The organism is Blastococcus sp. PRF04-17 (assembly GCF_023016265.1).
Taxonomy (GTDB): Bacteria; Actinomycetota; Actinomycetes; order Mycobacteriales; family Geodermatophilaceae; genus Blastococcus_B.
Genome location: NZ_CP095412.1, coordinates 3,563,327 through 3,581,905, shown reverse-complemented (window position 1 = coordinate 3,581,905; position 18,579 = coordinate 3,563,327). Strand labels below are relative to the sequence as shown.

The window sequence follows — 18,579 nt, the reverse complement described above, 5'->3', positions numbered from 1 at the left end:
GAGAACCGTCGATGGCCCAGCCCGCGAGCGACCGTGACCGTCCGGGAGCCGACCGACCGGCCGAGGCACCGAACGGCCGTGCCGCACAGGCCCCGGAGGAGGCTGCCGAGGCCGCCATGGGCCTGGACATGGTCCTGGTCGACGCGGCCCGGGGGCCCCTGCGCCGGCTGATCCCCCCGGCGGACACGGCGCTGCGGCTGGGCTCGTCCCTCGTGCGCAGGCCGGGCACGGTGGCGCGACGCACAGGTGAGCTGGCCCGCGAGCTCGGCCGGATCACCGTCGGCAGCTCCGAGTTGGCACCGAGCCCCAAGGACAAGCGGTTCGCCGACCCCGCCTGGACCGGCAACCCGCTGCTGCGCCGGGCCATGCAGACGCACCTCGCCACGGCGCGGACCGCCTGGGAGCTCATCGAGGACGCCGATCTCGACTGGCGGGACGACGAGCGGATCCGGTTCACCGCCACCAACCTCGTCGACGCGCTGGCGCCCAGCAACGTCCCGTTCCTCAACCCGCTGGCGCTCAAGGCGGTCATCGACACCGGCGGCAAGAACGCCGTCCGCGGGCTGCGGCGGATGCTGCACGACCTCGCCCAGCCGCCGCGGGTGCCCTCGATGGTCGAACCGGACGCCTTCACCGTCGGGGAGGACCTGGCCGTCACTCCGGGTGCAGTCGTCTTCCGCACCGACGTGTTCGAGCTCATCCAGTACCGGCCGACGACGGAGACCGTGCGCGAGGTGCCGCTGGTCATCGTGCCGCCGACGATCAACAAGTACTACATCACCGACCTGGCCCCCGGCCGCAGCATCGTGGAGCACTACGTGGCCGCCGGCCAGCAGGTGTTCATGATCTCCTGGCGGAACCCGGACGAGCGGCATGCCGACTGGGATTTGGACACCTACGGACGGTCGGTGGTCGAGGCCATGGACGCCATCGAGCAGGCCACCGGCAGCGCGAAGGTGGCGATCCAGGGCTTCTGCTCCGGCGGGATCATCACCGCGATGGTGCTGGCGCACCTGGCGGCGACCGGCGGGCAGGACCGCGTGACGGCGGCCAGCTTCGCGGTCACCGTCCTGGACTGGGCCCGAGCGGGCACGGTCACCGCGCTCATCGACGAGGAGTCGGTCAAGGAGGCGACGGAGCGGTCCCGGAAGAAGGGGTACCTGGACGGCGCACAGCTGGCGGAGGTGTTCGCCTGGCTGCGGCCCAACGACCTGGTGTGGAACTACTGGGTCAACAACTACCTGCAGGGCAAGCCGCCGCCGAACTTCGACATCCTCTTCTGGAACGCCGACACGACCCGCATGAGCGCCGGGCTGCACCGCGACTTCATCGACGTCGCGCTCGGCAACCAGCTGACCCGGCCCGGGGCCGCCACCATGCTCGGCTCGCCGGTGGACCTGTCGGCGGTGACCGTGGACTCCTACGTCACCGCGGGCATCGCCGACCACCTCTGCCCGTGGCAGGCCTGCTACCGGTCGACCCAGCTGCTGGGCGGCGAGAGCCGGTTCATCCTGTCGACCAGCGGCCACATCGCCTCCCTGGTCAACCCTCCCGGCAACCCCAAGTCGACGTTCAAGGTGGCGGGTTCCACGCCGCCCGACCCCGAGCAGTGGCTGGCCCAGGCCGAGACCGTGAAGGGCTCCTGGTGGCCGGACTTCACGACCTGGCTCGGCGAACGGTCGGGCGACGAGGTGCCGGCGCCACCCACCCTGGGCGGGAAACTGGAGCCCCTGGCCGACGCGCCGGGCACCTATGTCTTCGACAAGTAGACCGACGTCCGCCGTCCGCGGCGGATACGTCCGCTCGGTGACGGCCGGGGGCGCACCCTCCGCGTGGCGGTGCGTCCGGGGACGGACGCTTCCGTGCCGCCCCTGCTGCTGATGAACGGCATCGGAGCCAGCCTCGAGGTGCTCCAGCCGTTCGTCGACGCGCTGGAGCCACGGCGCACGGTGATCCGGTTCGACGTCCCCGGGGTGGGAGGATCGCCGCGGCCCGTCGTCCCCTACAACCTGGCCACGTTCAGCCCGGTCGTGGCGCGGGCGATGACCCGGCTGGGGTTCGACGACCCGGTCGACGTGCTCGGTCTCTCGTGGGGCGGCGGCCTGGCCCAGCACTTCGCCGCGCAGCATCGCAGCCGCTGCCGGCGGCTCGTGCTCGCGGCGACGGCCACCGGGTCGCTGATGGTCCCGGCCAATCCGCGGGTGCTGGCCCGCATGCTCACCCCGCGGCGGCACCGCGACCCCGACTACGCGCGCAGCATCGCCGGCGAGATCTACGGCGGCACGATGCGGACCGAGCCGGAGCGGGCCGCGCGGGTGCTGCACTCGGCGACGCGGCTGGGACCGCGGCGCGGCTACTACTACCAGCTGGCCGCGAGCGCGGGCTGGAGCAGCCTGCCGTTCCTCAAGCTCATCCGGCAGCCGACGCTGGTCGTCGCCGGGGACGACGACCCGATCGTGCCGCTGGTGAACGCGCGGATCATGTCGAGGCTGCTCCCCGATGCCCGGCTGTACGTCTACAACGGGGGGCACATCGCCCTGGTGACCGAACCCGAGGAGCTGGCGCCGGTCATCGAGGAGTTCCTGGACGCCTGAGCGGTCCGGCTGCCAGGCAGTTGTCAGGTCGCGGACCGGGGAATGTCAGACCTCACGGCGATGCTCGGGAGCCACCGATGCCGAGGAGCGCCATGATCACCCCGTCCCGTACCCCCTGGGCCGGCCCGACCGGGGCCCGCCTGCCCGCCCGGCTGCGCCGGCGCTCACCCCTGCGTGTTCCTGGCGCGGAAACCATCGTGGAGTCGCTACAGCTTCGGCCCTCCGTGCCGATGCAGTAGGCATGACCGCGACGCCGCGGGCCGCCGCGCCCGGCCGCAGGCGGCTGCCCACGACGAGCCGGCGCATCGGCCTGCTCGTCGCCCTCGTGGGAGCGGCGGCCGCCGCGCTGTTCGTGCTCGTCGTCCGCGATCTGCCCCGTCTCGACGGGGCGGTCGAGCTGCCGTGGCCGCTGTGGGTGCTCGCCTTCGCCGCCGGCGAGCTGCTCGTGGTGCACATCCAGCTGAAGAGGGACTCCCACTCCTTCTCCCTCGCCGACCTGGTCCTCGTCGCCGGGCTGTACCTCCTCCAGCCGGCCGCCCTGGTCGCCGCGCAGCTCACCGGCGCCGCGCTCGCCCTCGTGCTGCACCGGCGGCAGACCGGGCTGAAACTCGCCTTCAACCTCGCCCAGTACGCCCTGAGCGCGTGCCTGGCGACCACCGTGTTCGCGCTGCTGGCGCAGGACAGCGTGCTCTCCGGCGCCTGGAACTGGGTTGCGGGGCTGGCCGCGGTCGCCGTCAGCACCCTGACGGCCGGGGTGTGCATCTTCGCCGCGATCAGCCTGTCGCAGGGTTTCCTGGGTCTCCGGGCGCTGCCGCGCATGCTCGCCCTCTCCATGCCTTTCGGGCTGGCGATGGCGGCGTTCGGCCTGCTGGCGGTACAGCTCGCCATGCAGAACCCGGCCTCGCTGGTCCTCCTCGCCCTGCCGTCGGTCCTGCTGATCACGGCCTACCGCGCCTACGCCAAGGCACGCGAGCAGCAGGACAACCTGCGCCAGCTGCACGAGGTGACCTCGCTGCTCTACACCGGCGGGGACGCGCCGACCGCGCTGACCGACTTCCTGACCGCCGTCCGCGGCGCGTTCCGGGCCGCGGCCGCCGAGCTCGTGCTCTTCGGTGAGGACGACGCCGTGCCGACGCTGAGCCGCAGCCGCGAGGGCGAGGAGCCCGCCGCGCTGCTCCCGCTCCCGCACCGCGAGGACGCCGACCGCCTGGTCGCCGCCGCCTGGGAGACCGGCCTGCCGACGAGCCGGACCGGTGCTGCCGGCGGCGCCGAGCTCGGCCGGTACGCCACGCGGCACGGCCTCAAGGACGCGATGGTGTCGGTGTTGAGCACCGAGGGCCGGGTGCAGGGCCTGCTGCTGGTCACCGACCGCCTCGGTGACGTGGGCACCTTCGCCGGCAGCGACCTCGCGCTGCTCGAGACCTTCGGTCACCACGTCGCCACGTCGCTGGACCGCGGCCGGCTCGAGACCGACCTCCGCCGGGTCATCGAGCTGCAGGAGGAGCTCCGGCACGCGGCCATGCACGACCCGCTCACCGAGCTGCCCAACCGCACGCTCTTCCTCGACCGCACCGCCAACGGACTGAATCTGGCCGGCCGCAACGGTCAGTGGCCGGCGGCCGTCTACATCGACCTCGACGGCTTCAAGCCGGTCAACGACACCTACGGCCACCAGGCGGGCGACCTGCTGCTCAAGGTGTTCGCCCAGCGCCTGCACGAGGCGGTACGCGCCGCCGACACGGCCGCCCGGCTGGGCGGTGACGAGTTCGCCATCCTGCTGCACGGCCCGATCGGGACGGCCGGCGTCGAGCAGGTCCTGTCGCGGGTCCGTGCACAGCTGGAGCTGCCGATCGAGCTCGGCGGTGGTCGCTCGGCGACGGTGGGGGCGAGCCTCGGCGTCGCGTTCGGCGGTCCCGACACCGACATCGACACCCTGATCCGCCGGGCGGACCTGGCCATGTACACGGCCAAGCGCCGCGGCCGCGGCACCACCGTCTACTTCGACGCCTCGCTCGAGGCCGAACAGGTCCAGCCCGTCACTCCCTGACCGTCCCGCGAGCAGCCCCGGGAGGGGCCGGGGCTGCTCGGCGGTCAGCTGCCGGAGTCAGGCAGCGCTGCGGACGACGTGCCCGCTGGCCCCTCCGAAGGGCTCGACGACGAAGCCGCGCAGCGTGAGCACGTGCCCGAGCGTGCGGTTCATGACCTGCTGGACCAGCGAGTCCGCGGCAGGCCCGTGTACCTGGTCGATGCTCATGCGGTCGTGCTGCCGCCAGGTCACGACGACGCCCTCCAGCTGCGGCTCGGGGGCCAGGGATGCACCACCCACCTCGCTGCCGGGCCCGGTGGCCACGTGCAGCGGGAGGCCGGTCTCGGCCAGCGCGGCGCCGATCTCGACCATGAGGGTGACGAGCCGGTCGTGCTCGGCCAGTTGGCTCTCCCAGTCGTCGGGCAGCCGCTCCAGCTGCTCGCCGAGGTGCGCCAGCCAGGCCCAGTCCTGCGGAGAGGGCCGGCGGTTGAGCGATCCGTCGGGACGCCGGACGCCGTACACCGGCCGCACGACGACGTCGGCGTCCCGTCTGCTCGCCGCCCAGCGGGCGGCCCCCCGGTCGGGGAAGGGCCCGTCGACGATCCGGGCAGGGCCCTCCTCGTCGACGATCAACCACCATCCGTGGCACACCACGCCGTCGAGGACGGCTTCACCACCGGAAAAACTGCGCACGCCAGTCACGCTCATCACTCCTTGTAACGACCGACGCTGGGGAAGTGCATCGGCCACCGCCAGCCGTGGCGGATGAGAGAAAGGTAGGTGCTGCCGGGCGTTCCGGCGGGCAAGGGCCTCCGGTCGGGGCGGCGTGTTTCCGGATCGTTGTCGAAACCTCCCGACCAGGCGGCGACCTGCGTCTAAACCCGGGCACATGTCGACAAAGAAGCCCCCGCGTGAGCGTGGACGGCCCGGCTCAAGGCGCAGTCACGGACACCGCGTCGTGTCCTCCTCCGCGTGTCGCCGTCCGTCTCCGGACCACGCACCCACGGCGCCCATGGTCACCGACCACCAGGAGCGGCCGGTGCCTCTCCGTGACGGCCCGACACCGGGACCGGATGCGTCGAGAAGCCCTACGCTCACCGGGCATGGGCGTCGCCTCACGAGCCGCGCAGGGTCTGATCGCGGTGGCGCTCGCCGGTCTCCTCGGCGTCACCGCCTGGCACTGGCGACTCGCATGGGAGGACAGCGGCCGGTTCGCCTTCGTTCTCTTCGGCGTACCACTGGCCTGCGGCGTCCTGGCGCTGCTCGCCGAGACGGTGGGCAGGACCGCGGTGGCGTCCGGGGTCGTCGGGGCCCTTGCCGTGATGTCGCTCGCCTGGTCGCTCGTCACCGGTCTGGGGATCGGGCTGGCCTTCCTGCTGCCCTCACTCCTGCTCCTGGGTGCGGCCGCCGCCTCCTGGGGTGACCGGCGTCGTCACGCCTCGAGCGGTCAGCAGCGCCTCACCGGTTCGCGTCGTCCCTGAGCACGCCGTCCTGCTGGGCGGGAGCGCAGCACCCACCCCGGCGACAGGAGAGCGGTGAAGGGTCCACCGTTCGGTGTCGCCGATCGTGTCCGGTCACTCGTCGAGTGGCAGGCCGAGCGCCCGCCCGGCGGCGCGGGAGGCGCGGTGGCCACCGCTGCCCGGTCGAACCGCGCGTGGGGTCCGCCCACGGGGCCGGGCACCCGGCGGTTCCGCGGGTGCTCATCCCGGGCCCAGAGGGTGGGCGATGCCGTAGGCCCTGGACAGCTTCCTGGGGACGACCATGCGCCACGCGTCCACGACGAGTTCGCGGGCCTCGGTCGGGTCCAGGGCGGCGAGGTCGGCATGAACCCAGTCGAAGCGCAGGTCCGACGCCGGCGGCAGCTGGAACTTGTGCGGTTTGCCCAGGACGAGCGCCGCTCGCTCCTCCTTGGGGAACGCGAGGCCCATCACTGCTTCGTCGAGGGAGAAGGCCACGTAGACCATCTGCCCGACGCGGAACTTCAACCGGCCGCGCACGTGGACCTGGTACGAACGCTCGAGCTGAGCGCCGAGCGGCCGGACGTCCTCGATGACCGCCACGCTGCCCACCGCCGCTCGATCCGGATGCCGGTTCCCGTGATGGGGAATGTGCATGGGACTGCGGCAGCGACTCGGAGTCATCGGTGCGCGTCGACGTGGGGGAACGCCAAGGATCAGCTGAGCTCGCACACGAAGAGGGTGGGCCCCGTGGGGATCGAACCCACAACCCGCGGATTAAAAGTCCGCTGCTCTGCCAATTGAGCTAGAGGCCCGGCGGGTGCAGGAGCGCTCGGGTCCTGCGGCCCGGTGCGAGGCTACCGCCGGCAACCGCCGCTCCTCGCAGCGATCACTTCCGTTGCCGGAGTTGAGCGCGCGCCGCCCCCGTCAGTGCGCCAGCCACCCGGTCGAGCGGCTCGGATTCCAGTCGCCACTGCTGCCAGTACAGGACGACGTCCACGGCACCGGTCAGATCGAACGGCGTGACCGCTCCCTCGCCCGACCTGGCGTCCAACTGGAGTTCCGGCAGCATGCCCCAGCCGAAACCGAGGGCCACTGCGCTGCGGAAGTCCGCCGACGAGGGCACGTAGTGGATCGGCACCTCGGCGCTGGCCGGGAGGTGACGGCGCAGGTAGGCGTGCTGCAGGTCGTCGCGGCGGTCGAACACCACCACGGGCGCCCGTTGCAGCGCCTCCGCCTCCGGCCCCTCGGGGAACCACCGCTCGACGAAGGACGGCGCGGCGCAGGGCAGGTACCGCATGCTGCCGAGGCCGGTCACGCGGCACCCGGCGACGGGCTCGGCATCGGAGGTGACCGCGCCCATCACGGTGCCGGCCCGCAGCAGCGCGCTGGTGTGCGTCTGGTCCGAGCTGTGCAGGTCGAAGCGGAGTTCGGAGGCCAGCGGCGCCAGCGCGGGCAGCGCCCAGGTGGCCAGGGAGTCCGCGTTGACCGCGATCGGCACCGCGGGTGCGGCCGCCGGCTCGGTCGGCTCCAGGTGCCGGCTGGCGTCCTCGACCAGCAGCCCCACCTGGCGGGCCAGCCTCAGCACCGGTTCGCCGGCGGTGGTCACCGACGCGGGCCGCCCGCGCTGCACGAGCACCCGTCCGGTGGCGACCTCGAGCGCCCTCAGGCGCTGCGACACGGCCGAGGGCGTCACGTGCAGCCGTCGGGCGGCCGCCTCCAGCGTGCCCTCGTCGACCACCGCGACGAGCGTCCGGAGCTGGGCCAGATCGACGTCCATGAAGCGATGCTAATGAGCCCTAAGGAACGTGAGCTGGACTGTCGATGAGGCCGTACATACCGTCGACTCCGTGACGACCGGACTCCTGGCCGCGACCGCCGGTCTGGGCATGGGCCTCTCCCTCATCGTCGCCATCGGGGCGCAGAACGCGTTCGTCCTGCGGCAGGGCCTGCGCCTCGAGCACGTCAGCGCCGTCGTGGCGGTGTGCGCGATCTCCGACGCGGCGCTCATCCTCGCCGGTGTCGCGGGCAACTCCTGGCTGAGCGCCCGCCTGCCCGATGCGATCACGATCATCCGACTGGGCGGGGCGGCGTTCCTCCTCGGCTACGCCGTCCACGCCACCCGCCGGGCGCTGCGCCCGTCGGCGATCGCGGTCGATGCGGGTGGGGCCCGCGCCGGTCTGCTGGCCACCGTCGCGGCCTGCCTCGCGCTCACATGGCTCAACCCGCACGTGTACCTGGACACCGTGCTGCTGCTCGGCTCGGTGGCCGACAGCCACGGTGGCCGGAGGTGGTGGTTCGCCGCGGGAGCGGCCGCCGGGAGCCTGCTGTGGTTCTGCGCCCTGGGCTATGGCGCCCGCCTGCTGCGGCCCCTCTTCGCCCGTCCGGCGGCCTGGCGGGTGCTCGACGCCGTCATCGCCGTCGTCATGGCGGCTCTGGGCGCCGGCCTCCTCGCCAGCACCCTCTGACGCCCGGGCCGCCCGGCCAGATCAGAGGACGTCGAAGAGCAGGAGCAGCAGCAGCGTCAGCACGGCCGACAGGAGCAGCGAACCCAGGCAGCCCAGCCGGTTGGAGAAGAGGAAGAACACCGCTGCTCTCTGCCCCCGACGAGCGGATGAGCAACCTTCCTGGGTGTGCGCTGAGTCACCGCTCGGGTGATCGTTCCACCCGTTCAGGGGATCGCTTGCCGATCTTCAATTACATACCGTCATCACCGCTCCGGTCGGGCGGCCGGCAGTGCCGCCTGCCGTCCCGACCGCTGGATCGTCCGCCCGGCGCCGCGAGGCACCGGTCGGGACCGACCCCGGCCCGGCTGACCCGTTCCCCCCGGGGCGGCCGGGCCGGCTTCTTTTCCTCGGCAGGGAGCCGGTCACTCGTGCCGGGGCGCCAGCCGGGCCATCACGCGGCCGGCCTCCATGCGCACTTCGAGCTTCTCCTGCGGGTTGGCCGCCGGCCCCCGCCGCGCCGCACCGCTCTCGAGGTCGAACGCCGAGCCGTGCCACGGGCAGACCAGGCAGTCCGCGCCCCGGACCTTCTCGACCGTGCCCTCGTAGAGGGGACCCGACAGGTGCGAGCAGGCGCCGACCAGGACGACCACCCGCGCGCCGCGGCGGACGGCGACCAGCGGCACGGCCGTGCTCGCAGCCTTGCCGGTGCGCAGCGTCGGCCGCCCCTCCGGGAAGTCGTCGAGCGGCCCGAGGTCCATCCAGTCGGTGCTGAGCGCCCTGGCCGCGGTGGCCGCGTGCGACGCTCCGGAGGACTGCGCGTAGGACATGTGCCCGCCGATCGCCGCGGAACCCGTCGCGATGCCGAGTGCCGTGTACGAGAGGACGCGCCCCAACCCGCCGCGGTCCGTGGCCCGTGCCGCCAGCGAGCCGGCGTAGAGCCCGAGCGCCGCCGCGTTGGCCACCGCGTGTATCGCTCCGAGCCGGCGGACGCCGACCTCCTGTTCCGACCAGTCAGCGGCACCCGACAGCGACGCGGGCACGGCGGCGGCCACACCCGTCCCGATGAGGAACGTCGCAGCGGGGCGCAGCCTCGGAACCAGGTCCAGCACGCCGGCGGAGATCCAGCTCCCCACCGGCACCTGCACGAGCACCGGGTGCAGCGGATGGCCCAGCCACGTGCCGTGCAGGACGTCCCTCACCGCCTGCGGTCGCAGCACCGCCCGCACGGCCCGGCGTGCAGGCTCGATCACCTTGTCGAAGGCGGCGCCGTCCGCCACGCGGTCGAGGACAACCAGGAAACCCATGGCCGCCCCCTACCCGCGGGACCTGCCACGGAAGCCCGACGGTCGAGGTGGTTCCCAGGGGAGGGGAAGCGACGGCACAGGGAATCGTCAGGGGGAGCCGGCATGTTCTCGCGTGACAAAGCCAGAACCCCAGAGGAGCCTTGACCCCGCTTCCCTTCCGAGAGGACATCCGTGACCTGCCCGTCCCTGCTGCGCCGCCATGCCGGGGCCACCGAGCTGCTCGGTGACGCCCCCCAGCAGCAGTTGTCGCGCGTGCAGGAGGTGGAACTGGTCCTCCTCGACTGGCTGCGCCGGGACGACGCCCTCGCCCAGTTCGTCCGGTTCGTGCTCGTCGGCGGCACCTCCACCGCGCTGTACGCCCTGCTCTTCCTGGCGCTGCAGGACCTGGAGTATCTCGCCGCCCATCTCGTCGCGACCGTGGCGTCGTCGATGCTGGCCAACGAGCTGCATCGCCGCCTCACCTTCCACGCCGACGAGCGGGTGGGCTGGTTGACCGCGCAGGTCGAGGCCGGGGGCGTCTCCTTCATCGGCCTGGTCGCCACCAGCGCAGCTCTGACCTGGCTCGAGGCCACCGCCGCCGAGGCGCACCCGTTCCTGCAGATCGCGCTCGTCGTCACGGTGACCGGCGTGATCGGGCTGATGCGGTTCATCGCACTGCGCTGGATCTTCCGGCCCCGGACGACCGAGAAGGTCTGACACGTCCCCCTCCGGCCCGCGCGTCGACACCTCGGTCAGTAGCGTCACGGAGGTGACGGAACCGACGTCGACCACCGGCTCACCGTGGCGGCGCCGCGGGCGTGGGGTCGGCCGGTGGGCGCTGCGGGTGGCCGTCGCCGTCATCGGTGCACTCGTCGCCGTCCTGCTGTTCGGCCGCATCTCCGCTCCGATCGGCCCCTTCGACGCGTCGCTGGCGTTCCGCCCCGGGGCCGGGGGCGCCGTCGTCGCCGTCCCGCCGCTCGGCGATCTCCGCGTCGACGCCTACCAGGGCCCCCTGCGCCTCGACGTCGAACTGCAACGCGTCGACCAGGTCCGCGCACGGGCACTGGCCACCGACCCGGTGCGGCTCGCCGGCGTCGTCGACCAGGTGACCGAGGACCTGCGCAGCGCCGTCGTGCGGCTGACCTGGACCACCGGCCTCGCCGCGCTCGCCGGCGCGGCCGTCACGTCGTTGCTCGTGCTGCGCCGGCCGCGCGAGCCGCTGATCGCGGTCGGGGTGACCGCTGGGCTGCTGGTCGGCACCGCCGGCCTGGCGGCGGCCACGTGGCGGCCGGAGGCCCTCTCCCAGCCGAAGTACACCGGCCTGCTGGTCAACGCGAACAGCCTCATCGGCAGCGCCGAGGACATCGTGGCCCGGTTCGACGCGTACCGCGCCTCCCTCGAGGACCTCGTGGCCAACGTCGGCAACCTCTACGCCACGATCTCCGCGCTGCCGTCGCCGGCCGGGACCGGCGACTCGGTCGCGCTCCTGCACGTGTCCGACATCCACCTCAACCCCGCTGGGTTCGACCTGATGCGGCAGGTGGCCGTCCAGTTCCAGGTCGACGGGGTGCTCGACACCGGCGACATCACCGACTGGGGCAGCGAGCCCGAGAACCGGCTGATCACCCGCGTGGGGACCTTGGACGTCCCGTACGTCTTCATCCGCGGCAACCACGACTCCGCCGCCACCTCCAACCTGATCGCGGCCCAGCCGAACGCGGTGGTGCTCGCCGGGGACGCGACCACCGTGGCCGGCCTCGTGGTGGCGGGGGTGCCCGACCCCCGGTTCACCCCGGACAAGAGCACCGGGGACGACGACGCCGGGGACGACGTGCTGGTGAACAGCGGCCGGGCCCTGGCCGAGGTCATCGAGGAGCTGCCCCAGCGGCCGGCGATCGCCATGGTCCACGACCCCAAGCAGGCTCCCCCGCTCGACGGCCTGGCCGACGTGATCCTGGCCGGGCACACCCACGACAGGAAGGTGTCGCGGCTGGAGGAGGGCTCGCTGCTCATGGTGCAGGGCTCGACGGGCGGCGCCGGCCTGCGCGCGCTCGAAGGCGAGTACCCCGAGCCGCTGACCTGCACGGTCCTGTACCTGGACCCGGAGACCGGCCAACTGCAGGCCTACGACGAGATCACCCTCGGCGGCCTGGGTGAGACGGAGGTGACGATCCAGCGCGTCGTCGTGGGAGCCGACGAGGAGGACGACACCGACGAGGAAGACCCGACCGACGAGGCCGGCGAGGACGACGGGGCCGGCCCGGTCGGCGACGGCACGGGCGACCCGGCGTCCCCGCCGGGATGAGGGGCGGGTCCTACGCTCGCTGCATGTCCTCGACGACGACGACCCGTCCTGCCCGGATCGCCGCCGGGCTGGTCGCGAGTGGCCTGCTGCTCGTTCCCCTGACCGCGTGCACCTTCACGTCGAACAACGTCTCGTGCACGACGAGCTCGTGCTCGGTGACGCTGTCCGGTGACGGTGCCGAGGCCGAGATCCTCGGCACCACGCTGACCTTCGGCGGCGTCCAGGACGGCCGGGCCTCGCTCGGCGTGGGGGGCACCAGCGTCTCCTGCGCCGAGGGCGAGAGCGTGACCGCCGGCCCGCTCGAGCTCCAGTGCTCCAGCGTCACCGACGACTCGGTGGAGCTGACCGCCTCGCTGAACTGAGGTCAGCCGCGGTGGGCGACCTCCACCACGACGCGGGTCGGGCCGGTGAGCTGGTAGACCCGGAACGGCACCGTGGCCGCGGTGCCCACGAAGGCGACCGACGTGCCCTCGAAGGTGGCGTCCCACGCGACCTCGGTGACGACGTCGGTGCCGCCGCGCACCGGTCCGCCCGTGAATTCCTCGACGCCGGTCTCGAACGGGTATGCCGCGCCGGTCAGGGTGACCTGCAGGACGGCATCCCCGGCGACGTCGACCGCGTCGCCGCTGCCCTGCGAGAACGCCTGGTCCACGTAGCGCACGTCCCAGCCGGGCGTGCCCGTCCCGTCGACCTCGAAGACCACCCGGTCGAAGCCGTCGTGCCGGCCGACGCGGATGTCGCTGACCGTCACGGCGGCGTCAGAGGACGCGTCGCCGGTGTCGGGGGCGGTGTCGGCCGGGAACGGCGGCGCAGCGGTCGAGCCGTCGTCGGTCGCGGACGCGGACGTGGACGAGGCCGGGGAGCCGGTGCTCTCCGGCGCGGACGTGTCCGTCGAGGACCCGGCGGGCTCCTCGCCCCCTCCGCACCCGGACAGCAGGGCCGCGGCGGCGAGCAGGCTCGACAGGAGAAGTGCAGCGGTGCGCGGTCGGGTGCTCACGGGATGCAGCTTGGCAGCCTCCGGCCCCCACGCCGGTGTGCGCCACGGGGCCATGTATTGTTTCTCCCGCCCCCGGCGAACTACGAGCCCCCATCGTCTAGTGGTCCAGGACGCCGCCCTTTCAAGGCGGTAGCACGGGTTCGAACCCCGTTGGGGGCACAGCACCATCCAGCACCACCACAGATCCGGCACCACAACGAATGGCCCTGTAGCGCAGTTGGTTAGCGCGCCGCCCTGTCACGGCGGAGGTCGCGGGTTCGAGTCCCGTCAGGGTCGCTCTCCGGTGTTCAGCACCGGTGAGGGGCAGGTAGCTCAGTCGGTACGAGCGCTCGCCTGAAAAGCGAGAGGTCGGCGGTTCGACCCCGCCCCTGCCCACAGGCCCCGTTCCGAGGCTCGCCCCGACGGGTGAGGGAACGGGGCCTTCTCTCAGGCCCAGCTGCGGTCCGCCGCCACCTGTGCGTACACGTCGGCGTGCACCCTGCGGACGGCGGCCTGCTGGTCGGCCCGCCAGCTCCTGTCCGCCGGCCGCGGCATCGGCCGGGTCAACGCCGCGGACACCGCCGCGGCCAGTGACACGGGGTCGAGCTCGTCGTGCTCGGCACTGGCGTAGGAGACGACCTCCGACCACTGGTCGGCCAGCCAGCCGCAGCCCGGTGCGACGACCCGCGTACCGACGTCGCGGCAGATCTCGAGGTCGCGGGAGTGGGTGCCGCAGCGCTCGGGCAGCACGGCGACGTGCAGCTGCTGGAGCTCGGCGGTCCAGCCCGAGGGCAGGTGGACGGCCAGCTCCAGGTCGCCGTCGGCAACCATGCGGCGGACCGCGGGGTCCAGGTCGAGGACGTCGACCGCGTCCACGAGGACCCGCAACCGCCCCCCACCGGACACCGCGCCGGACAGGGCGGCCCGCACCAGCGCCGCCGGGTCGGGCACCGCGGAGGACGCCGGACCGAGCCGCAGACCGACGAGGCCGCGTTCGGCGCCCAGTTCCGGAAGGGGTGCGGTGACCGACGGGTGCGAGACGACGATCGCCGTCCGCCCGAACCGCGCGGCGATCTCGTCGGCGGCCCCGCGGGTGAGCGTCAGCACCACCTCGGCGGTGGCGAGCACCGCCTCGAGGTGCGCGTCCATGACGGCGTCCCAGCGTGTCCTCGGCGGATGGTCGTGCGCCCGCAGCTGGTGGACGGTGACGACCAGCGGCAGGCCGAGCCGGCGGACGGTCTCCGTCCAGCACTGCCCGGCCACCGCGGCGACGTGCCCGTGGCCGGTGTGCAGGTGCAGGACGCCGATCTCGGCCGCGTGCTCGGTGAGGTAGTCGACGTCGAGCCACGGGCTGGGGTCACCCGACGGACCCACGCGCTCGACGTCGGCGGGCAGCACGGCGTCGAGGTAGGGGTCGGCGCAGGGCACGGTCGCCACCCGGGTCCGGCCCTCGGGGAGGGCCCCCGGGGCCGAGCGGTCGACGGACGTCACGCGGTGGATCGACTCCTGGCTGCTGTCTCCCGAACGGCCGTGGATTCGAGCCGATCGTTCTGGCCCTACCCGACGCCCCGCCGGGCGAACCCGAGAGCGACTCCAACGGGTGATGCGTCGGTCACGCTCGCGTCTGGGCCGCGGTCGCGAGGTGAGCGTGCACCAGCGTCACCGCCAGCGCCCCTTCCCCGACGGCCGACGCCACGCGCTTCACCGAGCCCGCTCCGCGGCGACGCGGCGACCGCCGCCCGGCTGTGCGGCGCCGCCGACGCGGTCCGCGGCTCGCTCGGCATCGTGGTCTGGCCGCTGCTGCAGTCGCTGCGTTCGGGGATGTCCGACGCGGTGCGGAACGCACTCGGCGACGAGGAGGACCGGCGGATCCGCGCCGACGCGGCGGCACTGGACCCGTGGGACGCACTCGGCGACGGGCTGGCCGCCGTCCGGGGTGTCGCCAACGAGGGCGAAGGTTGGCAGCCGCGGCACTAGCCGCCGCTGCGCGCCGTGCGGGCCCGCGCGTACGCGGGGGCCCGGAACCGGGCCATCGGCCCGTCGGCCACCAGCCCCGGCGGGGGTGGCGCACGGCGTCGAACCGGACGTCCGGGTCCAGCGACGGCGCCGGATCGGTCAGCGCCAGGCGGGCGAACGGCTCCCACGGGCCGAGGCCGCGGGCGACCGAGAGCGTGAACCGGAGGCCCGAACGGGCGACCGCACCGGCCTGCGGCTCGGGGTCGGACGGCGCCTCGTCCTCCTCCCCCTCGGCCGCGAAGCGCAGTGAACCCGCGGCCGACCGGTACCCCATGATCGACGAGTAGAAGGTGGCGGCGTCCCGTCGCGGGGCGGGCAGCAGGCGGCTCAGCCTGCCGCGTCCGGTGCTGGTGAGCAGGAGGTCGATCGGCGTTCCGGCGGTGGGCACCCGGATCGCCAGGCCCAGCAGGTCCGGCAGGGGCGCCGGCAGTCCGGCGCCGCGCGAGAGCCGGGCGACGGCGTTGTCGGTTCCCGGAGTCGCGACCCAGGGCACGGCGGGGACCGGGCCGCCGTGGCGCTCGAGCACGGCGTCGAAGACGGCGCCGCGCGGGTGCATGGGCTTGCCGCCCCGACTGTGGGCGATCGCGCCGAGCGGTACGGCCACGAGGCGGCCGGCCGCCGTCGGCAGGTCGAGCATGGGGCCTCCTCGCAGGGTCGTCCGACGGCGCCACTCCTACCCACCCCCACCGACCGAACCACACCGCCGAGACCCGCGTCACAGACCGCTGACCAGCGGCTCGGCACCCGGCGCGAGCTGCTCGTTGACCCGAGGCGTCAAGCAGCGAACTCTGTGCAACCGGACGGCGACTTTCAGTGGAATGTGCCCGCCCCCATTCGGTGACACGGAACGGTCCCGCGCTTACGTTCGGTGCATGCTCTCGACGCTCCTGGTCATCGGCGGTGTCCTCGTCGGGCTGCTCGTGCTGCTGGCCCTCATCGTCAGCCTCAGTGCCCGGCCCCAGCCGCCATCCACTCCGGAGCAGGACGCTCCGGCGCAGGCAGCCGGCGCACCCCCGCATGGGTCGTCGACGCCGGTCGCCCGCACCCGGACGCCTGGTCGCCGGTGACCACGACGACCAGCGAGCTCCCGGTCGTCCGCTGACCCCACGGACCCCGGTGTCCCGGCGGCTGCGCTCGACGCGCCGCCGGGACGATCCGGCAGGGAGTGGTCCTCCTGCCGCCGCGTCCGGACAGTGACCGCCCCGCACCGCTGACCCCGTCGCGCCGCCCCTCGGTCACGAACGGGGTGTCATCGCGTTCCGGCCGCTGTTGCGGGGTCCCGCGGTGCGTCACGATGCCGGGACGGGAGGTGGTCCATGTCCGGTGGCGTCCGCCGGCGGCTGCGCGCGCTCGGCATGCTGCTGTTCGTCGCCGTGCCTCTCGCGGGGGCGCTCGTAGCGGGCCTGCTCCTGCCGTGGGTCGCGGGACCGGGTCTGGTGGCCAGCTCGTCGGCGAACCTGCTCACGCCGCTCCCCGGCGCGCTGGGTGACCAGCCGCTCCCCGGTAACAGCATCGTCCGCGCCTCCGACGGACGGATGCTGACCTTCTTCTACCGCCACAACCGGTTCCCGGTCACGGCCGACCGCATCGCCCCCGTGGTCTTCCAGGCGCTCGTCGACATCGAGGACTCCCGGTTCTACGAGCACCGAGGGCTGGACGTCGAGGGCACCCTGCGCGCGCTGGCCCGCAACGTGGTGGCCGGCAGCGTGGTCGAGGGCGGGTCGACGATCACCCAGCAGCTGGTCAAGCAGACCCTGGTCCAGGAGGCGGCCACGCCCGAGGAGCGCCTCGCGGCGACGGAGCAGAGCATCGGCCGCAAGCTGCGCGAGGCCCGGCTGGCCCTGGCGATGGAGGAGCAGTACTCCAAGCAGGAGATCCTCACCCGGTACCTGAACCTCGTGTACTTCGGTCGGGGTGCCTACGGCATCGAGGCGGCCGCCCACCGGTACTTCGGCGTGCGCGCGATCGACCTGACCCTGCCCCAGGCGGCGATGCTGGCCGGTCTGGTACAGACACCGGCGAACGACGACCCCATCACCAATCCCGAGCGCGCCCACGCTCGCCGCAACCAGGTCCTGCAGCGGATGCACGCGCTCGGCCACATCAGCGCGCAGCAGCTGGCCGAGCTCCTGCCGCAGCCGGTGGCGATCGCGCCGACCCCGCCCCCGCCGAACGGGTGCGTGGACTCGCCGGCCGGCTTCTTCTGCGACTTCCTCCAGCGCCACCTGACGCAGACCCTCGGCATCTCGCAGGAGCAGCTCGAGACCGGCGGGCTCACGATCGTCACGACGTTGCGGCGCGACATCCAGGACTCCGCCGACCGGGCCGTCACCGCCGCGCGGGGGCTCACCGACCCCGTCGCCGCCATCTTCACGGCGGTCGAGCCCGGCACCGGTCGGGTGCTGGCCATGAGCGTCAACCGGAAGTTCGGCTACGACGCGACCGACCCGGCCCAGGAGTCGGTCAACCTGCCGCTGGTCGCCAGCCAGGGAGCGGGGTCCACGTACAAGGTGTTCGTGGCCGCGGCGGCCCTGGAACGCGGTATTCCGGCGTGGCACACGATCACCACGAGCGACCCCTACGTCTCCCGGGTGTACAAGCGCAACGGCGGCACGGTGGGCGAGCCGTACGTCGTCCACAACGCCGGCCGGTACCCGGCCCGGCTGGACATGGTCGAGGCGCTGGTGCGGTCGTCCAACACCTATTTCGTGGCGCTGGAGGACCGCCTCGGCAGCGTCGAGGGTCCGGTGCGCATGGCCCAGCGGATGGGCCTGTTCTCCCTCGACCCGGTGGCCGATCAGGTGATCGCCGATCGTCGGGGATCGTTCACCCTCGGGGCGGAGGCCACCAGCCCGCTCGCCCTGGCCAGCGCGTACTCGACGCTCGGCGCGAACGGCACGCAGTGCGACCCCACCCCGGTGCTGGCGATCCTCGACCGCACCGGCCAGCCGCTGGTCGGTACCGACGGGAAGCCGGTGCCCACCGGTCCGTCCTGCACTCCTGACGCGGTGCCACCGGCCGTGGCGACCACCCTCAACCAGATCCTGGTCGGCGACACCCAGTTGGCGATCGGCACGGGGACCCGCGCCCACGTGCCCGGTCACGAGATCGCCGGCAAGACGGGCACCAGCCAGGAGCGCTTCTCCGTCGCCTTCGTCGGCTACACGCCCAGGTACGCCGCGAGCGTCATGCTGCTCAACCCGAAGCACAACCAGGACGTCGGCGGCTACGGCGGCCGGCTGGCGGCGCCGATCTGGCGCGACGCCATGGCGCCGATCCTCACCGCGGAGGGGCCGGTGCCCTTCCCGCCGGCCGGGATGCCCCTGCGCGATCCCAACCCGCCCCCGCCGCCGCGGCCGGATCCCGGCGACCCGGACGGATCCGAGGACGAGCCACCCGACGACGGAGGTGGGGACGACGGCGGAGGTGGGGACGACGGCACAGGCGGGGGCGACGAGGCCGAGGACGGCTGAAC

17 protein-coding genes and 4 tRNA genes are annotated in these 18,579 nt (G+C 73.3%); 14 read left to right on the top strand and 7 right to left on the bottom strand.

The features are described 5' to 3' along the window. Positions 1-11: 11 nt before the first annotated feature. The 3 genes from MVA48_RS18080 to MVA48_RS18070 all read left to right on the top strand — a co-directional run bounded on the left by MVA48_RS18080 (position 12) and on the right by MVA48_RS18070 (position 4,641). Complete coding sequence (locus tag MVA48_RS18080) at positions 12-1,769, top strand: PHA/PHB synthase family protein (RefSeq protein ID WP_246982230.1); 1,758 nt, start codon at positions 12-14, stop codon at positions 1,767-1,769. 24 nt (positions 1,770-1,793) lie between these two features. Next, positions 1,794-2,594, top strand: coding sequence for a poly(3-hydroxyalkanoate) depolymerase (gene phaZ, locus MVA48_RS18075; protein WP_256461179.1), 801 nt, complete (start codon positions 1,794-1,796; stop codon positions 2,592-2,594). Positions 2,595-2,835: 241 nt separating this feature from the next. Beyond that, positions 2,836-4,641 carry a GGDEF domain-containing protein gene (locus MVA48_RS18070; RefSeq protein ID WP_246982226.1) on the top strand — a complete coding sequence of 602 codons (1,806 nt, stop codon included), beginning with the start codon at positions 2,836-2,838 and terminating at the stop codon, positions 4,639-4,641. Between the two features lie 57 nt (positions 4,642-4,698). Here the strand turns inward: MVA48_RS18070 and MVA48_RS18065 are convergent, their stop codons facing one another. Continuing rightward, positions 4,699-5,328 (bottom strand): hypothetical protein, encoded by a 630-nt coding sequence (locus MVA48_RS18065; RefSeq protein WP_246982225.1) that lies wholly within the window; start codon positions 5,326-5,328, stop codon positions 4,699-4,701. A 395-nt stretch (positions 5,329-5,723) separates the two neighbouring features. On the opposite strand from MVA48_RS18065, the gene MVA48_RS18060 reads away from it, so the two are divergent. Beyond that, positions 5,724-6,101: a hypothetical protein gene (locus MVA48_RS18060; protein WP_246982224.1), complete on the top strand. Its 378-nt coding sequence runs from the start codon at positions 5,724-5,726 to the stop codon at positions 6,099-6,101. Positions 6,102-6,320: 219 nt separating this feature from the next. Here the strand turns inward: MVA48_RS18060 and MVA48_RS18055 are convergent, their stop codons facing one another. The 3 genes from MVA48_RS18055 to MVA48_RS18045 form a co-directional block, all read right to left on the bottom strand. Further along, a complete protein-coding gene (locus MVA48_RS18055) occupies positions 6,321-6,680 on the bottom strand; it encodes a hypothetical protein (protein WP_246982223.1) in 360 nt (119 codons plus the stop codon). A 139-nt stretch (positions 6,681-6,819) separates the two neighbouring features. Then, a tRNA-Lys gene (locus MVA48_RS18050) sits at positions 6,820-6,892 on the bottom strand. 74 nt (positions 6,893-6,966) lie between these two features. After that, positions 6,967-7,857 carry a LysR family transcriptional regulator ArgP gene (locus tag MVA48_RS18045; protein ID WP_246982222.1) on the bottom strand — a complete coding sequence of 297 codons (891 nt, stop codon included), beginning with the start codon at positions 7,855-7,857 and terminating at the stop codon, positions 6,967-6,969. A 70-nt stretch (positions 7,858-7,927) separates the two neighbouring features. Between MVA48_RS18045 and MVA48_RS18040 the strand changes: the two genes are divergently transcribed. Then, a complete protein-coding gene (locus MVA48_RS18040; RefSeq protein WP_246982221.1) occupies positions 7,928-8,545 on the top strand; it encodes a LysE/ArgO family amino acid transporter in 618 nt (205 codons plus the stop codon). A 401-nt stretch (positions 8,546-8,946) separates the two neighbouring features. Here the strand turns inward: MVA48_RS18040 and MVA48_RS18035 are convergent, their stop codons facing one another. Further along, a complete protein-coding gene (locus tag MVA48_RS18035) occupies positions 8,947-9,828 on the bottom strand; it encodes a Rieske 2Fe-2S domain-containing protein (RefSeq protein ID WP_246982219.1) in 882 nt (293 codons plus the stop codon). A 171-nt stretch (positions 9,829-9,999) separates the two neighbouring features. On the opposite strand from MVA48_RS18035, the gene MVA48_RS18030 reads away from it, so the two are divergent. From MVA48_RS18030 to MVA48_RS18020, 3 genes are read left to right on the top strand one after another with little or no spacing between them, the layout of a single operon-like run. Further along, positions 10,000-10,524, top strand: coding sequence for a GtrA family protein (locus MVA48_RS18030; protein WP_246982218.1), 525 nt, complete (start codon positions 10,000-10,002; stop codon positions 10,522-10,524). A 52-nt stretch (positions 10,525-10,576) separates the two neighbouring features. Beyond that, entirely contained in the window at positions 10,577-12,112 is a 1,536-nt protein-coding gene (locus tag MVA48_RS18025; protein ID WP_246982216.1) for a metallophosphoesterase, read from the top strand. Positions 12,113-12,135: 23 nt separating this feature from the next. Further along, a complete protein-coding gene (locus MVA48_RS18020; protein WP_246982214.1) occupies positions 12,136-12,474 on the top strand; it encodes a hypothetical protein in 339 nt (112 codons plus the stop codon). 2 nt (positions 12,475-12,476) lie between these two features. Here the strand turns inward: MVA48_RS18020 and MVA48_RS24520 are convergent, their stop codons facing one another. After that, a complete protein-coding gene (locus tag MVA48_RS24520; RefSeq protein ID WP_441300214.1) occupies positions 12,477-12,863 on the bottom strand; it encodes an AMIN-like domain-containing (lipo)protein in 387 nt (128 codons plus the stop codon). 332 nt (positions 12,864-13,195) lie between these two features. Between MVA48_RS24520 and MVA48_RS18010 the strand changes: the two genes are divergently transcribed. From MVA48_RS18010 to MVA48_RS18000, 3 genes are all read left to right on the top strand, one after another. Continuing rightward, positions 13,196-13,268 (top strand) — tRNA-Glu (locus tag MVA48_RS18010). 43 nt (positions 13,269-13,311) lie between these two features. Further along, a tRNA-Asp gene (locus tag MVA48_RS18005) sits at positions 13,312-13,385 on the top strand. Between the two features lie 25 nt (positions 13,386-13,410). Continuing rightward, positions 13,411-13,484, top strand: a tRNA-Phe gene (locus MVA48_RS18000). Between the two features lie 51 nt (positions 13,485-13,535). On the opposite strand, the gene MVA48_RS17995 is transcribed toward MVA48_RS18000, so the two are convergent. Next, positions 13,536-14,579 (bottom strand): hypothetical protein, encoded by a 1,044-nt coding sequence (locus MVA48_RS17995; protein ID WP_246982210.1) that lies wholly within the window; start codon positions 14,577-14,579, stop codon positions 13,536-13,538. Positions 14,580-14,873: 294 nt separating this feature from the next. On the opposite strand from MVA48_RS17995, the gene MVA48_RS17990 reads away from it, so the two are divergent. The 3 genes from MVA48_RS17990 to MVA48_RS17980 all read left to right on the top strand — a co-directional run bounded on the left by MVA48_RS17990 (position 14,874) and on the right by MVA48_RS17980 (position 18,577). Continuing rightward, entirely contained in the window at positions 14,874-15,065 is a 192-nt protein-coding gene (locus MVA48_RS17990) for a hypothetical protein (RefSeq protein WP_246982208.1), read from the top strand. Positions 15,066-15,976: 911 nt separating this feature from the next. Then, on the top strand, positions 15,977-16,171 hold the full coding sequence (locus MVA48_RS17985; RefSeq protein ID WP_246982206.1) for a hypothetical protein: 195 nt from the start codon (positions 15,977-15,979) through the stop codon (positions 16,169-16,171). A 249-nt stretch (positions 16,172-16,420) separates the two neighbouring features. Then, positions 16,421-18,577 (top strand): transglycosylase domain-containing protein, encoded by a 2,157-nt coding sequence (locus MVA48_RS17980; RefSeq protein WP_246982204.1) that lies wholly within the window; start codon positions 16,421-16,423, stop codon positions 18,575-18,577. Positions 18,578-18,579: the final 2 nt, after the last annotated feature.

Bases quoted from the DNA above. Each gene is read 5' to 3' on its own strand.
- MVA48_RS18080 (WP_246982230.1), top strand. From the start codon at position 12: ATGGCCCAGCCCGCGAGCGACCGTGACCGTCCGGGAGCCGACCGACCG.
- MVA48_RS18070 (WP_246982226.1), top strand. From the start codon at position 2,836: ATGACCGCGACGCCGCGGGCCGCCGCGCCCGGCCGCAGGCGGCTGCCC.
- MVA48_RS18065 (WP_246982225.1), bottom strand. From the start codon at position 5,328: ATGAGCGTGACTGGCGTGCGCAGTTTTTCCGGTGGTGAAGCCGTCCTC.
- MVA48_RS18060 (WP_246982224.1), top strand. From the start codon at position 5,724: ATGGGCGTCGCCTCACGAGCCGCGCAGGGTCTGATCGCGGTGGCGCTC.
- MVA48_RS18045 (WP_246982222.1), bottom strand. From the start codon at position 7,857: ATGGACGTCGATCTGGCCCAGCTCCGGACGCTCGTCGCGGTGGTCGAC.
- MVA48_RS18035 (WP_246982219.1), bottom strand. From the start codon at position 9,828: ATGGGTTTCCTGGTTGTCCTCGACCGCGTGGCGGACGGCGCCGCCTTC.
- MVA48_RS18020 (WP_246982214.1), top strand. From the start codon at position 12,136: ATGTCCTCGACGACGACGACCCGTCCTGCCCGGATCGCCGCCGGGCTG.
- MVA48_RS17985 (WP_246982206.1), top strand. From the start codon at position 15,977: ATGCTCTCGACGCTCCTGGTCATCGGCGGTGTCCTCGTCGGGCTGCTC.
- MVA48_RS17980 (WP_246982204.1), top strand. From the start codon at position 16,421: ATGTCCGGTGGCGTCCGCCGGCGGCTGCGCGCGCTCGGCATGCTGCTG.